A 13513-nucleotide genomic window follows, 5' to 3' on the forward strand; every position below is an offset into this window, starting at 1 on the left:
GCACGCTGCGCCGGCGCGCGGGACGCGGCCTCACGCCGCTGTTTCGCGCGGCGCGCCGCCTGTCAGCGAGACGACGAAATCGTAAAACGCCCGGACCTTGGCCGGCGGATGATGCCGCGAAGGATAGAGCGCATACAGCGGATAAACCTCGTCGCCCCAATCGGGAAATAGCTCGACGAGTTTTCCGCTCGCCATCAACGATTCGGCGCCGAGCGAGAGAATTTGCGCGACGCCCTGGCCGGTCGTGCAAGCGCTATGCAGGGTGCCCACGTCGTTCACGGTCAAACGGCCCTGCGGCGTGATCACGATTTTCTTGCGGCCGCGATGAAATTCCCAACTGAACGGGTAGCCCGTGAGCGGATCGCGGAACTTGATGCAGACATGCTTGCCGCTTTCGAGTTCGGTCGGATTCGCCGGGTGCCCGTGCTTCTTCAGATACGCCGGCGCGGCCACGGTGAGAATGCGCGTCTCCAGCAGTTTGCGCGCGATCAGCGTCGACACCGGCGGATCGCCGAAACGGATCGCGAGATCGAATCCGTCGCCGACCAGATCGCCCATCTGGTCGCGGGTGATCAGTTCGAGCTGCAGATCGGGATGCCTGTCGATAAAGCCGCCCAACCGTGGCCCGAGCACGAGGCGCGAAAAGAACGGGTCCATGTTCACGCGCAAACGTCCGCGCACGGCGGTCGCGCCCTGCGCGGCGGAAGCCGCCGCTTCTTCGAGGCCGCCCAGCAACGGCACGATCTGTTCGTAGAAGCGCCGCCCTTCGTCGGTCAGCGTGACCGAACGCGTGGTGCGGTCGAAAAGCCGGATGCCCAGACGCGCTTCGAGCCGCGCGACCGAACGGCTCACCCCGGATTGCGACATGTCGAGCGCAACGCCAGCCGCCGCAAAACTCCCGGAATCGACAATCGCCGTCAAGACGCCCATGCCGTTCAGCATGCGCTCGTCAAATGGCATGTGATAGTCCTTTGTTATTTACTAATGCGTGACATGCTAACGCGAAAGTCCGTTTGAATTCACATGCCGGCTCGCGGAAACGCCGCCTGGTAAGGCGGACGAATGATGTCATGTCATGAGTGGAATGACAATCAGGCTATCGCGTCAGTCGAGCGGTGGGCGTTAATCTGTTGACGTTCGCCCGAAGCACCGAGACATGCGATTCTCGTCATGCATCAGGCATATTCGGATTCAGTTGGACTGAACAACGGAGAACACGCCATGTCGCGCATTTTTATTACCGGTTCCGCTGATGGTCTCGGTCAAATGGCCGCGCGTCTGCTCGTCGAGGCCGGCCATCAGGTGGTGTTGCACGCGCGCACTGCCGCGCGCGCCGACCAGGCACTGCAAGCCGTACCGCAAGCGGAAGCCGCGCTGATCGGCGACCTGTCGGGCATCGCGGCCACGATCGCGCTCGCCGGGCAGGTCAACCAGCTAGGCCGTTTCGATGCGGTGATCCATAACGCGGCGGTCGGCTATCAGGAACCGCGCCGGATTGCCACCGTCGACGGCTTGCCGCATGTCTTCGCTGTGAATACGCTGGCGCCTTACATTCTCACCGCCTTGATCCAGAAGCCGCGGCGGCTCGTTTATCTGAGCTCTGGGCTGCATCGCAGCGGCGACGCGAGCCTCGACGATCTAGCCTGGGAGCGGCGTCCCTGGCGGGGCACGGCGGCGTACTCGGACTCGAAACTGCATGACGCGTTGCTGGCGTTCGCGATGGCGCGGCGCTGGCCGCAGGTGATGTCGAATGCGCTGGAGCCGGGTTGGGTGGCGACGAAAATGGGCGGTCCTGGCGCGCCGGACGATTTGCAGGCCGCGCCGAAAACCCAGGTATGGCACCGTCAGCGGCGCGTACTTCTATCACATGAAGCGCTGCGAGACGCATCCGGCGGTGCACGACGTTGCCGTTCAGGAGCGTTTGATCGAGGCGTGTGCGGGGTTTTCCGGCATCCGCTTGCCGGACTGACGCAAGCGCCGGATCAGCGGCCCGCGCCTTGCGTCGCCTGCCCGCCCACCGGGCGCGAGGCAGGCGCTTCGTCGAGGTGACGAAACACCCACGCCGACACCAGCGTGATCACGCCGACGCACACGAAGGCGAGCCGAAAACCGAGCGCGGCCGATCCGACTTGCGCCGAGAAGAGATTCACCAACCCGCCGCCGATCGACACGCCCAGCCCGATGGCCAGCATCTGCACCATCGAAAAGAGGCTGTTGCCGCTGCCGGCGTCTTCATGCGAGAGGCCTTTGAGCGTGACGCTGTTCATCGCCGCGAATTGCATGGAGTTGGCCGCGCCGAACACCGCCAGGATCGCGATCTCGACCACGAGCGGCGTGCCGCGTGTAATCAGTGCGAACGCAACGATCGACGAACCGACGATGATCGTGTTGACCAGCAGGAAGGCATCGTAGCCATAGCGGTGCACGAGCGGCGCGATCCAGCGTTTGGCGACGGTGCCGGCGAGCGCCGCGGGCAGCATCATCAGACCGGAATGCAGCGGCGAGTAGCCCAGTTGCAATTGCAGCAGCAAGGGCACGAGAAACGGCACGGCACTCGAACCGATGCGGCACACCAGATTGCCGATCAGACCGACGCTGAAATTCGGCTCGCGAAAGAGCGACAGTTTGAAGAGCGGATTGACGCGGCGTCTCGCATGCGGAATGTAGGCCAGCGCGCTGACGACGGCAAGAGCGAATAGCGCCACTGACCATGCCGCGCGATGCGTGGGCATCGGCGAGTCGACGGCGAGCGAGAACGCGATCATGCACAACGAGAGCAACCCGCAGCCGACGAAGTCGAACGGCGGCGCCTTTGCTTCGCCATGCGATGGCAAGAAGCGCTGCACCGCATATAGACCCACGGCACCGATCGGCACGTTGATCAGGAAAATCCAGTGCCACGTGATCGCCTGAACGAACCAGCCGCCGAGCGTCGGCCCGGCGATCGGCCCCAGTTGCCCGGCCACCGAAATGAACGCGAGCGCCGCGACATACTGGTCGCCCGTGACGCTGCGCAGGACGGCGAGCCGCCCGATAGGCAGCAGCATCGAACCGCCCACGCCTTGCAGCACGCGCGCCATCACCAGTTGACCGAGCGTGTGCGCGCTCGCGCAGCAGATCGAGCCGAGCACGAAAACGAGAATGGCGGCGAAGTAGACGCGCCGCGTGCCGAAGCGGTCGGCGAGCCAGCCCGAGGCGGGCGTGAGCATCGCCATGGTCAGCGTGTAGGCGACCACGATCGGCTGCATCGCGAGCGGTGCGACGTGCAGGCTGTTGGCAATCGACGGCAACGCGGTGTTGACGATCGTCGTGTCGAGCGACTGCATGAAAAAGCCGGCGGCGACGATCCAGAGCAAAGCGGTCTGGGAAGAATCCTTGGTCATCTTTCAACGGTGCAGCGGGGCGGCGGCATGGGCGGCCGTGTCGACGCCGAGCATTCAGTGTGGGGGCAACCCGGTCATCATATTGACATCCTCGTCAATCGGGAACCCCGCTAAGGGCATTGACTGTTATCGACTTTGCCGATGAGCGGCGCGACAATGCCCCATGCTCAATCCCATCTGGCTCAAAACTTTTTCGACCGTCGCGGCCTGCCACAGCTTCACCGAGGCGGGGCGGCGACTCGACCTGACGCAATCGAGCGTCAGCGAACACATCCGGCGGCTCGAGCAGAGCGTGGGCCGGCACCTTTTCGTGCGCGACACCCATTCGCTCGCGATGACGCCGGACGGTGAAGCCATGCTCGCGCACGCCAGCGTGATTCTGCATGCGCTGGCGCGGGCCGAATCGCAGTTTCGCGCGCCGCGTCTGAAAGGCCGCGTGCGGCTCGGTTCTTCGGACGACGTCGCGCTCGGTCCGCTGCCCACCGTACTCGCCGCGTTTCGCGACGCGCATCCGGATGTCGAACTGGAAATCACCATCGGCATGACCGGCAAGCTGTATGAGTTGCTCGATGCCGGGGCGATCGATCTGCTGGTCGGCAAGCGCCGTCTCGGCGACAGGCGCGGCGTGCCGCTCTTCACCGGGCGGCTGGAGTGGCTGGCGCGCGCCGGTACGCTGGTCGATTTGAGTCAGCCCTTGCCGCTGATCCTAGTCGCCGAACCGAGCGTGACGCGAGCCGTCGTGCTCGACGCGCTCGCCGAGGCGGGATTCAGTTGGCAGTTGGTGTGCACGAGCAGCAGCCACGCCGGTTGCATCGCGGCCGCGCGCGGCGGCCTCGGCATTACGGTTCGTCCGCAGTATCTGGCGGCACGCGGTCTTGCGGCGCCCCTGAACACGGCGAGTCTGCCGACGCTGCCGTCGGTGGAATTCATCGCGCTGGCGGCGAAGCGGCTTAGCCGGCCGGCGGGCACGCTGCTGCAATTGCTGCACGACAGCGATCTGCGCGGATCGTGGATCGGGGAATAGCGGCGAGGCGCGAGGCGCAAGGATCGACGCCATGCATTGACATGACGGCGAAGGATCGCGCATCGGCATAGCGAATCCGCGTGGTGCGTGCCGCCGCTTTCCAACCGAAGCGGACTGAACTGCATTGTTTCTGAGCGCGTGCCGCTCAGGCAGGCAGCTTGCGGAACGAAATCGCGAAGCGGTTCCATGCGTTGATCGCGGAAACCAGCAGCGTCAAATCGACCAGTTCTTCGTCGCTGAAGTGCGGGCGCACCGCTTCCCAAACCGCGTCGGGCACGTGCACTTGCGATATTAGCGTCAGCGCTTCCGTCCATTCGAGCGCGGCGCGTTCCCGGTCCGTGAAGAACGGCGTTTCGCGCCAGACCACCACGGTCGCCAGACGGCGGTCGGTTTCGCCGCCCTTGCGGGCGTCGGCAGTGTGCATGTCGACGCAGTATGCGCAGCCGTTGATCTGCGAGGCGCGCAGACGAACCAGTTCGGTCAGCGATTTTTCGAGCGCCGATTTGCCGATGCGTTCTTCAACGCCGATCATGGCCTTGATCGCGGCGGGGTTGGCTTTGTAGAAGTCGAGACGTTGTTCCATGATTCACTCCTGAGTTGGGTTGGACGCATTCCGTAATGCGATGAGGGAAGATTAGGCGCATGACTGGCTTCGGGAAATGACCGATTATGGTGATTTTCAGGTAACCACTTTGACGCGGTGAGCGGGCGCGCACGCGGCCCGCCGAGCGTCCTTACCGACCGTAATGGCATCGTTGCCGCGCATCGGCCGATTCGGTATGGTGGGTCATTCACCCATCTACCCATCCGAAGAGATCGCGCATGACTTCCGCCGCACACCAGCAACCGCCGCCGATCCGCACCGACGTCCTGATCGTCGGCGCCGGGCCGGTGGGGCTTTTCGCCGCTTTCGAGGCGGGCGTGATCGGCCTGTCCTGCCAGATCGTCGACGGGCTCGACAAGATCGGCGGCCAATGCATCGAGCTTTATCCCGACAAGCCGATCTACGACATTCCCGCCATTGCGTCGTGCACCGCGCGCGAGCTGGTCGAGCGACTGCTGGCGCAATGCAAGCCGTTCGATCCGGCCATCCATCTCGAACAACGGGTCGAGTCGGTCGAGCAGGGCAGCGACGGACGCTGGACGGTACGTACCGGGCGCGGCCTCGTGTTCGATGTCGCGGCGATCCTGCTCGCCGCCGGCAACGGCGCGTTCGTGCCGCAAAAGCTGGCCTTGGCCGAGGCCGTACCGCTGGAGTCGCGTCATGTGCACTACAGCGTGCCGCGTCTCGCGGACTTCGCCGACAAGGTCGTGGTCGTGGCGGGCGGCGGCGATTCCGCGCTCGACTGGGCGCTGGCGCTGCGCAAGGTCGCGCGCCGGGTGACGCTCGTGCATCGGCGCAGCGGTTTCAGCGCGGCTGATTCGAGCGTCGCGTCGATGCGGCGCGCGGTCGAGGCGGGCGAAATGGACTTTATCGTCGGCGCGATTGCGGGACTCGACGTCGAAGGCGATGCATTGAAGTCGATCACGTTGCGACATATCGAGGGCGAGACGCAACTCGCGGCCGAGCATCTCCTCGCGCTCTATGGACTCGTTGCCGATCTTGGGCCGATCGCGCAGTGGGGGCTATCGATTCACGCGGGGCGCGTCGATGTCGATACGTCGAACTACGAAAGTTCGCGGCCCGGTATCTTCGCGGTGGGCGACATCGCCAATTATCCGAACAAGCAGAAGCTGATTCTGTCGGGTTTTCATGAGGCATCGCTGGCGCTGCGCCGGGCGTACTCGTACGCTTATCCGGACAAAAAGCGTGTGCACGTGCATTCGAGCTACGACGCAAAGCTGGCGGAAAAGGTCAGTGCCGCCGGGTGACCATCTCGCGCAGATAGCGGTTTCCTGATTGATCCAGCCGGCAGTAACCGCAGGCCACTACCGGCTCTTTTCCACGCGCCGCTTATTTCCCGGCGGGTTGACTCGCGGCCGCGGCCGCGCTGGCTTCCTTGTCCTTCTTCTTGGCCTCGTGATGGCCGACCGCGCAGCCGGCCGCCGCGCCCGCTACGCCATGGCCACCCGCGACGTGGCCGGCCACGCCGCCCACGACCGCGCCTTTCGTACAGCCTTCGGCTTGCGCGGCAGTGCAGATGAGTGCCAGTGCGGCACTGAGAGCGAGGGTAATGAATGCCTGTTTCAATTGCGACTCCTGTTGTTTGATGATGGTGCGATCACGGAGTAGCAATTGCGGGGCCCGGCGATCCCGTCAGCGCTTTTCTCGACGCGGACTCTGGCGTCGGGCCGTTCGCGCGGACCTCAGGTGAAACCATAGGCAAAGCGGCTGGTGATTGGCGGTGTATGCTTTTGGCCGTAGCCCTTATTTCTGACCACAATGAAACCGCTTGATGTCCCTTCCGCCAGCGAAAACGGCCAGCCGGTGACAGTCCCGGCCGCGGCCCGTCCCGGCGCGGCTGTCGAGGTCGACTACTGGGCGCTGCTGCAGGCAATCGAAGACTATGCGATCTTCCTGCTCGACCCGACCGGGCTGATCGTGAGTTGTAATGCGGGGGGCCACAAGCTGACGGGTTACTCAGAGCAGGAGATCGTCGGCGAGCACTTTTCGCGCTTCTATACCGAGGAAGCCGTGGCGCGCGGCTGGCCCGCCTACGAACTGCAACAGGCGTCGCTGACCGGCCGCTTCGAGGACGAAGGCTGGCGCAAGCGCAAGGACGGCACGACCTTCTGGTCGAATGTCGTGATCACGTCGATGCGCAACGACGCGGGCATACTCACCGGCTTTGCCAAGATCACGCGCGATTTGAGCGCGCAACGCGAGTACGTGGAAGCGCTGCGGCAAAGCGAAGAGCGTTTCCGATTGCTGGTCGACTGCGTGAAGGATTACGCGATCTTCATGCTCGACCCGCAAGGCTACGTGGTGAGCTGGAATTCGGGCGCCGCGCGCATCAAAGGCTATACGCGCGAGGAAATCGTCGGCCGGCATTTCTCGACCTTCTACGTACCCGAGGAAGCGGCGGCCGGCAAGCCCGCGCGCGAACTGGCGATTGCCCGGCAGCTCGGCCACGTCGAGGACGAAGGCTGGCGCGTGCGCAAGGACGGCACGACCTTCTGGGCCAACGTCGTCATCACGGCGGTGCATGACGAATCGAACCGGCTGCGCGGCTTCGCCAAGGTCACGCGCGATCTGACCGAGCGGCGTCAGCGCGAAGAACTGGAACGTTCGGGCGAACGCATGCGGCAGTTTCTCGCGACCCTCGCCCATGAGTTGCGCAATCCGCTCGCGCCGGTGCGCAACGCGATCGGCGTGATGCAACTCGAAACCGGTGTGAGCCCCACCGTGGCACGTTCGCGCGACCTGATCGACCGGCAGGTCACGCACCTCACGCGGCTCGTCGACGATCTGCTCGACGTTGGCCGGATCATGTCGAACAAGGTCGAGTTGCGCTTCGGCCGCGTCGATCTGGCCGAGGTCATGGCGCGCGCGATCGAGGCGGCCCGGCCGTTCACGGATGCGCACGAGCAGCGGGTCGTCCAGCATATGCCCGACGAGCCGGTGTTCGTGCGCGGCGACATGACGCGCCTCGTGCAGGTGTTGCAGAACCTCTTGCACAACGCGGCAAAATTCTCGCCGGTCGGCAGTGCCATCGATGTCGCGGCGCGAGTCGACTACCAGATGGCGGTGCTCGAAGTGCGCGATGCGGGTTGCGGCATCCCAGTGCGCTCGCTCGACAAGATCTTCGAACTGTTCGCTCAGGAAAAGAGCGGGCAGAATACTGGCGAGGGCGGTCTCGGCATCGGCCTCACGTTGTGCAAGTCGCTCGTCGAGATGCACGGTGGCAGCATTATCGCGAGCAGCGAAGGGCCGGGCTGCGGCAGCACCTTCACGCTGAGTCTGCCGCTGGCCGCCGCGCCACCCGAAGCAACGGGCGATGAAGCGAACGCGGCGAACACCGAAGTCGCGCCGCTGCGCATTCTGCTGGTCGATGACAATCGCGATTCGGCCGACAGTCTCGCCATGCTGCTCGAACTCAAAGGCCACGAGGTGCGCATCGCCTACGAGGGCGAGCAGGCGGTGCTGATCGCGCCGCGTTTCGCGCCTCATCTCGCGGTGATCGACATCGCGATGCCGAAGATGGACGGCTACGAGACGATTGCGGCGCTGCGCGTCATGCCCGCGCTTGCCAACACGCGGTACGCCGCCATGACTGGCTTCGGCCACGCGAGCGATCGCGAGCGTACCCGCGAAGCCGGTTTCCATGCGCATCTCGTCAAGCCGGTTGGACTGGAACTGTTCGATGCCCTGCTGGCCGACGTGGAAGCGCGGCGCAGCGAACGCGGTCCCGACTAGCGTTCAGGCAGGGCGCGCTTCCCTCATACCAGAGCGGTGTGACGGCTTGCGCGCCTGCACATTCCCGATTCCTGAAGAAAGATGTTGTGCATTCCGACGTCCGGTGTTCGAGGCACGCCGCTTGCTGTGGGTCTTCTGTGCGCGGCGGCCCTTGAGAGTCCGCCGGCAGTCGATTGAACAGCTTCAGGGAGGCACGATGCTCGATACGCGTGGCCGTACGGCCGGCGCCAACGCGCGGCCGCCGCAAAACGCCGGCATGACCGCATCTCGCGATTCCCATGTCAGGGCGGGCGGACCGCGGAAAGACGCGAAACCTGCCGCGTCGCTCGAAAATTTTCTGCGTGATACGCGTTTCGATTCCGGCGACCCCGTCGCGCTTGGCGGCGTGTTGTGCGCGCTGGCCGAGCGCGGCTACGACCGTGCGCCTGACATGCCCTTGCCTGGGCACGGCGAAACGCTGGTGCGCTGGCGTTCCTTGGCTGCGGTGGCCGCGTGCGATCTCGGGCTCGTCAAGCTGTTTGAAGGACACACGGATGCGCTCGCGATTCTCGCCGAGTTGCAAGGCCCCACGCCGCCAGCGGGAAGCCGCTGGGGCGTCTGGGCCGCCGAGCCGCCCGATGCGCGTGTGCAAGCGCTCAAGGTAGGAATCCGAAGCGATGGCGAGAACCTTCGCCTCACCGGCACGAAAGCGTGGTGCTCGGGGGCGGGTGTGGTCACGCATGCGCTCGTTACCGCATGGTTGGACGATGAGCCGGTGCTGGCGGCTGTGGCAATGAATCAGCCGTCCATCTCGATCGACACGTCGAAGTGGCAGGCGGTCGGCATGCAGGCCACGGCAAGCGCCGACGTGAGCTTCGACCAGACATCGGCGACACTCGTGGGCGGCGCGCATGCCTATGTACGGCGTCCCGGTTTTTGGCACGGCGGCGCCGGAATTGCCGCGTGCTGGTATGGGGCCGCCACGCAGATTGCGCACATGCTGCGCGCCGCGTGCACGCGGCGCGCGGATCCGCATTGGTTCGCCCACCTCGGCGCGGTCGAGGTGGCACTGGCCGGCGCGGCCGCGGTATTGCGCGAGACCGCCGCGCACATCGACGCCAATCCGCTAGCCGACTCGCAGCGCGAGACCATGCGCGCGCGCCTGGTGGTGGAAGAGGCCTCGACGGCCGTGATGAATCACGCGACACGGGCCCTCGGCGCCGGCCCGTTGTGCCGCAACGCGCGCTTCGCACGTGCGCTGGCGGATCTGCCGGTGTTCCTGCGACAGAGCCACGCGGAGCGCGATCTCGCTGCGCTCGGTGAGCTGATCGCCGCGGCGGGACCCGCCGACGGTCGCGACGGTCCCGATGCCGGAGGTGCCCCGTGGATGCTCTGACGCCATACACGGAGGGCCGCTGACATGAGCTCACCGGCTACCTACTTCGACGAACTCTATCGACACAGCGACGATCCGTGGAAGTTGCGCGAAGGTTGGTACGAGCGCCGCAAGCGGTCGTTGACGCTCGCGTTGCTGCCGCGCCCGCGCTACCGGAGTGCGTTCGAACCCGGCTGCGCCAACGGCGAACTGACCGTCGAGCTGGCGAAGCGCTGCGACGTGCTGCTCGCGGCGGATCTGCACGAGCGCGCGGTGCAGCTTGCACGCGAGCGCGTTGCCGACGCGCCGCACGTCCGCGTCGAACAACGCACGGTGCCGCGCGATTGGCCGACCGAGGCCGGGCCGTTCGATCTGATCGTGATCAGCGAATTCGCCTATTACCTCGATTCGGCGGAGCTGGAAACGCTGGCTGCGCGAATCGCCGCCTCGCTCACCACGGACGGCACGCTGCTCGCCTGTCATTGGCGCCGGCCCTTCGCCGAAGCGCTCGAATCCGCCGATGCCGCGCATGCGCTGTTCGACACGCGCTGCGGCCTCACGCGTCTCGCGCATCACGATGAAGCCGATCTGCTGATCGACGTCTGGTCGCGCGACGCACGCTCGGTCGCGCAACGCGAGGGGCTTCTATGATCGGCGTGATCGTTCCGGCGCATAACGAAGAGGCGTTGCTGGCGCCTTGTCTCGCTGCCTTGATCGCGGCCTCTCGCCATGAGGACCTAGCGGGCGAAACGGTGCGCATCGTGGTCGTGCTCGACGCATGCGACGACTTCAGCGGGGCAATCGCACGGGCCTACGGCGTCGAGACGCTGACGCTGAAAGCGCGCAATGTCGGCATTGCGCGCGCGGCGGGTGCGGACTTCCTGCTGGCGGACGGCGCGCGCTGGCTCGCGTTCACCGACGCCGACAGCCGCGTCTCGTCGGGCTGGCTGGTGGCGCAGCTTTCGCTGGCGGCTGACGCGGTGTGCGGCTCGATTGCCGTCGACGACTGGACCGCGCATCCGCATAGCGTGCGCGAATACTTCCGCAAGACTTACGTGGATGCCGACGGTCATCGTCATATTCACGGTGCGAACCTCGGCGTGTCGGCCGACGCCTACCGGCGCGCGGGTGGCTTTCCGCCGCTCAGGTGCAGCGAAGATGTCGCGCTGGTCGACCGGCTGATCGCGATCGGCGCGCGCATCGCCTGGAGCGCGGCGCCGCGCGTGATTACGAGCGCGCGCGCAGCGGCTCGCGCTCGCGGCGGCTTCGGCGATACGCTTGCGGCGTGGGCGGCCGCCGGATAAGGGCGCCGCCTGCTAGAACAGGAGGGCGACAGGATGGAAGCGTTCTTGCTGCTGTTCGGTCAAGGCAGGATGCTCGACCCGCTGCAGATGGCCATGCGCTCGGTCGTCGTGTTTCTGATCGCGCTGGTGCTGATCCGCATCTCGGGCCGGCGTTCGTTCGGACAACGCTCGCCATTCGATTCGGTAGTGGTGATCCTGCTCGGCGCGATGTTGAGCCGGGCCATCGTCGGTGCGTCGCCGTTTATCGCCACGGTCGTGGCGTCGTTCGCGATCGTCGTCTGCCATCGGGCGCTGGCGTGGGTATGCATGCGCTCGCGCGCGCTGGAGCGGCTGGTGGGCGGCGTCGAACGCGAGGTGTTCAGCAACGGCGAATTCAACGCGCGCGAGATGGACGCGGCGTTGATCAGCCGAACCGACATTCAGGAAAGCGTGCGGCAGAAAACCGGCTCACGTTCGATGGAAAACGTGGCCGCGGCGATTCTCGAGCGCAACGGCGAAGTGAGCGTGATCCGCAAGAAGGCGTGAGTCGAACCGGTCAGCCCCGGCCACCGCGTGAGATTTCTTCGCCGGCTCCGCGCGGCATGCGCAACGTGACCGGAATCGACGCGAACGAGCATAGCCCAACCACCAGAAACGCCGGCCAGAAATCCGACCATGTGATGCCAGGATGCCCATGCAGCACGCGTGAGATCTGCAGTACGATGCCGCCGATCGTGACGCCGAGGCCGAGCGACATCTGCTGCACGACGCTGCCGAGACTCGTGGCGCGGCCCACATCGCGGCTCGCGATTTCCGCGTAAGTGAGCGAGTTCAGACTCGTGAATTGCAGCGCCGGGAAGAAGCCGCCGAGCAGCACGATCACCCAGATGATCCAGGTCGGCGTGCCGGGGAAAAACAGTCCGCACGCAGCGATCGAGAGTCCCGACAATGCGGCGTTCACCACCAGCACCGAACGGAAACCGAAACGATGCAGCACGCTCGAGGCGACCGTGCGCATGAACATGCCACCGAACGCGGACGCGCAGGTGATCAGGCCGGATTCGAACGCGCTCATGCCGTGGCCTTCCTGCAGCATCAGCGGCAACAGGAACGGCAGCGCGCCGAGGCCGATCCGGAACAACGAACCGCCCAGCACGCTCGCCTGGAACGTCGGCACCTTGAAAAAGCGCAGGTCCAGCAGCGGCAGCGGGACGCGCTGCGCGTAGGCGACATAGGCCGCGAGCAAAACCGCGCCGCACGCGCACATGCCGAATGCGTCGCCGTTGGAAATCAGTTCGCCGCCGACCAGCGACAGCCCGAGCAGAAGCAGCACCGCGCCCGCCGCCGACAGAAAAAAACCGATCCAGTCGAGCGGGCCCGGGTCCGGTTCGCGCGTGTTGGCGATGTGCTTGTTGGTCAGATAGATGCCGAGGATGCCGATCGGCACGTTGATGAAGAAAATCAGGCGCCAGTGCAGATAGGTGGTGATGAAGCCGCCGAGCAGCGGTCCCGCGGCCGGGCCGAGCATCGCGGGAACGCTCAGATAGTTCATCGCGCGGATGAAGTCGGCCTTGTGCACCACGCGAAAGATAATGATCCGCCCGACCGGCACCATCATCGCGCCGCCCACGCCTTGCACGAAGCGCGCGAGCGTGAAGGTGGCGAGAGAATTCGACGCGGCGCACAGCAGCGAACCCGTCACGAAGATACCGATCGCCGTGCGGAAGATCGTGCGTGCGCCGAACCGGTCGGCGAGCCAGCCGCACACGGGGATGAACACGCCCAGTCCCAGCACATAGCTCGTCACGGCGATTTTCAGCGTGACCGGATCGCGCCCGAAGTCGCGCGCCATGGCGGGTAGCGCGGTCACGATCACGTTCGCATCGACACTTTCCATGAACATCGCGCACGCGACGATAAGGGGCGCAATCAGGGCTTTCTGGACGGCGGTCATGAAGGCGGGCTGCGGCGAACGGTCGCGGGCAAAGGGGTCATTATTGCACCTGTACGGTGCGGTTTGTTAATAGTGCGGCGGCCGGTGCCACCCTTTTTAAGTTGGGCGGCGGCGCATGTGACCGTCATGCAACAGTCGGCCGTTTTATTGATATTTGT

12 protein-coding genes and 1 pseudogene are annotated in these 13513 nt (G+C 65.3%); 8 read left to right on the forward strand and 5 right to left on the reverse strand.

What is annotated here, in order from left to right; all coding sequences use genetic code 11:
- Positions 1 to 30: 30 nt before the first annotated feature.
- On the reverse strand, positions 31 to 960 hold the full coding sequence (locus tag B0G73_RS27340; RefSeq protein WP_106284302.1) for a LysR family transcriptional regulator: 930 nt from the start codon (positions 958 to 960) through the stop codon (positions 31 to 33).
- 261 nt (positions 961 to 1221) lie between these two features.
- Between B0G73_RS27340 and B0G73_RS27345 the strand changes: the two are divergent.
- Positions 1222 to 1969 (forward strand): annotated as a pseudogene (locus B0G73_RS27345) (SDR family NAD(P)-dependent oxidoreductase).
- A gap of 13 nt (positions 1970 to 1982) precedes the next feature.
- Here B0G73_RS27345 and B0G73_RS27350 read toward each other — a convergent pair.
- On the reverse strand, positions 1983 to 3383 hold the full coding sequence (locus B0G73_RS27350; protein WP_106284303.1) for a DHA2 family efflux MFS transporter permease subunit: 1401 nt from the start codon (positions 3381 to 3383) through the stop codon (positions 1983 to 1985).
- A 163-nt stretch (positions 3384 to 3546) separates the two neighbouring features.
- Between B0G73_RS27350 and B0G73_RS27355 the strand changes: the two genes are divergently transcribed.
- The gene (locus B0G73_RS27355; protein ID WP_106284304.1) at positions 3547 to 4407 is read left to right on the forward strand and encodes a LysR family transcriptional regulator; all 861 of its coding nucleotides are present in this window, start codon (positions 3547 to 3549) and stop codon (positions 4405 to 4407) included.
- A gap of 145 nt (positions 4408 to 4552) precedes the next feature.
- Here B0G73_RS27355 and B0G73_RS27360 read toward each other — a convergent pair whose 3' ends face one another.
- Complete coding sequence (locus tag B0G73_RS27360) at positions 4553 to 4990, reverse strand: carboxymuconolactone decarboxylase family protein (protein WP_106284305.1); 438 nt, start codon at positions 4988 to 4990, stop codon at positions 4553 to 4555.
- Between the two features lie 239 nt (positions 4991 to 5229).
- Between B0G73_RS27360 and B0G73_RS27365 the strand changes: the two genes are divergently transcribed.
- The gene (locus tag B0G73_RS27365) at positions 5230 to 6279 is read left to right on the forward strand and encodes an NAD(P)/FAD-dependent oxidoreductase (protein WP_106284306.1); all 1050 of its coding nucleotides are present in this window, start codon (positions 5230 to 5232) and stop codon (positions 6277 to 6279) included.
- A gap of 82 nt (positions 6280 to 6361) precedes the next feature.
- Here the strand turns inward: B0G73_RS27365 and B0G73_RS27370 are convergent, their stop codons facing one another.
- The gene (locus B0G73_RS27370; RefSeq protein ID WP_106284391.1) at positions 6362 to 6598 is read right to left on the reverse strand and encodes a hypothetical protein; all 237 of its coding nucleotides are present in this window, start codon (positions 6596 to 6598) and stop codon (positions 6362 to 6364) included.
- A gap of 192 nt (positions 6599 to 6790) precedes the next feature.
- On the opposite strand from B0G73_RS27370, the gene B0G73_RS27375 reads away from it, so the two are divergent.
- The 5 genes from B0G73_RS27375 to B0G73_RS27395 all read left to right on the forward strand — a co-directional run bounded on the left by B0G73_RS27375 (position 6791) and on the right by B0G73_RS27395 (position 11947).
- Positions 6791 to 8764: a PAS domain S-box protein gene (locus tag B0G73_RS27375; RefSeq protein ID WP_106284307.1), complete on the forward strand. Its 1974-nt coding sequence runs from the start codon at positions 6791 to 6793 to the stop codon at positions 8762 to 8764.
- Between the two features lie 196 nt (positions 8765 to 8960).
- Positions 8961 to 10139 carry an acyl-CoA/acyl-ACP dehydrogenase gene (locus B0G73_RS27380; protein WP_106284308.1) on the forward strand — a complete coding sequence of 393 codons (1179 nt, stop codon included), beginning with the start codon at positions 8961 to 8963 and terminating at the stop codon, positions 10137 to 10139.
- Between the two features lie 24 nt (positions 10140 to 10163).
- Positions 10164 to 10769 (forward strand): bifunctional 2-polyprenyl-6-hydroxyphenol methylase/3-demethylubiquinol 3-O-methyltransferase UbiG, encoded by a 606-nt coding sequence (locus tag B0G73_RS27385; RefSeq protein ID WP_106284309.1) that lies wholly within the window; start codon positions 10164 to 10166, stop codon positions 10767 to 10769.
- A complete protein-coding gene (locus tag B0G73_RS27390) occupies positions 10766 to 11422 on the forward strand; it encodes a glycosyltransferase family 2 protein (protein ID WP_106284310.1) in 657 nt (218 codons plus the stop codon). Before B0G73_RS27385 ends, B0G73_RS27390 begins: the two co-directional genes overlap by 4 nt.
- Positions 11423 to 11455: 33 nt before the next feature.
- Positions 11456 to 11947, forward strand: coding sequence for a DUF421 domain-containing protein (locus B0G73_RS27395; RefSeq protein ID WP_106284311.1), 492 nt, complete (start codon positions 11456 to 11458; stop codon positions 11945 to 11947).
- Positions 11948 to 11957: 10 nt separating this feature from the next.
- On the opposite strand, the gene B0G73_RS27400 is transcribed toward B0G73_RS27395, so the two are convergent.
- The gene (locus tag B0G73_RS27400) at positions 11958 to 13355 is read right to left on the reverse strand and encodes an MFS transporter (protein ID WP_106284312.1); all 1398 of its coding nucleotides are present in this window, start codon (positions 13353 to 13355) and stop codon (positions 11958 to 11960) included.
- Between the last annotated feature and the right edge of the window lie 158 nt (positions 13356 to 13513).

This window comes from Paraburkholderia sp. BL25I1N1 (assembly GCF_003002025.1).
Taxonomy (GTDB): Bacteria; Pseudomonadota; Gammaproteobacteria; order Burkholderiales; family Burkholderiaceae; genus Paraburkholderia.

What these genes read in the sequence shown, in the direction of transcription:
- B0G73_RS27340 (WP_106284302.1), bottom strand. Translation starts at nt 960, where the DNA reads ATGCCATTTGACGAGCGCATGCTGAACGGCATGGGCGTCTTGACGGCG.
- B0G73_RS27350 (WP_106284303.1), bottom strand. Translation starts at nt 3,383, where the DNA reads ATGACCAAGGATTCTTCCCAGACCGCTTTGCTCTGGATCGTCGCCGCC.
- B0G73_RS27355 (WP_106284304.1), top strand. Translation starts at nt 3,547, where the DNA reads ATGCTCAATCCCATCTGGCTCAAAACTTTTTCGACCGTCGCGGCCTGC.
- B0G73_RS27360 (WP_106284305.1), bottom strand. Translation starts at nt 4,990, where the DNA reads ATGGAACAACGTCTCGACTTCTACAAAGCCAACCCCGCCGCGATCAAG.
- B0G73_RS27365 (WP_106284306.1), top strand. Translation starts at nt 5,230, where the DNA reads ATGACTTCCGCCGCACACCAGCAACCGCCGCCGATCCGCACCGACGTC.
- B0G73_RS27375 (WP_106284307.1), top strand. Translation starts at nt 6,791, where the DNA reads ATGAAACCGCTTGATGTCCCTTCCGCCAGCGAAAACGGCCAGCCGGTG.
- B0G73_RS27380 (WP_106284308.1), top strand. Translation starts at nt 8,961, where the DNA reads ATGCTCGATACGCGTGGCCGTACGGCCGGCGCCAACGCGCGGCCGCCG.
- B0G73_RS27385 (WP_106284309.1), top strand. Translation starts at nt 10,164, where the DNA reads ATGAGCTCACCGGCTACCTACTTCGACGAACTCTATCGACACAGCGAC.
- B0G73_RS27390 (WP_106284310.1), top strand. Translation starts at nt 10,766, where the DNA reads ATGATCGGCGTGATCGTTCCGGCGCATAACGAAGAGGCGTTGCTGGCG.
- B0G73_RS27395 (WP_106284311.1), top strand. Translation starts at nt 11,456, where the DNA reads ATGGAAGCGTTCTTGCTGCTGTTCGGTCAAGGCAGGATGCTCGACCCG.
- B0G73_RS27400 (WP_106284312.1), bottom strand. Translation starts at nt 13,355, where the DNA reads ATGACCGCCGTCCAGAAAGCCCTGATTGCGCCCCTTATCGTCGCGTGC.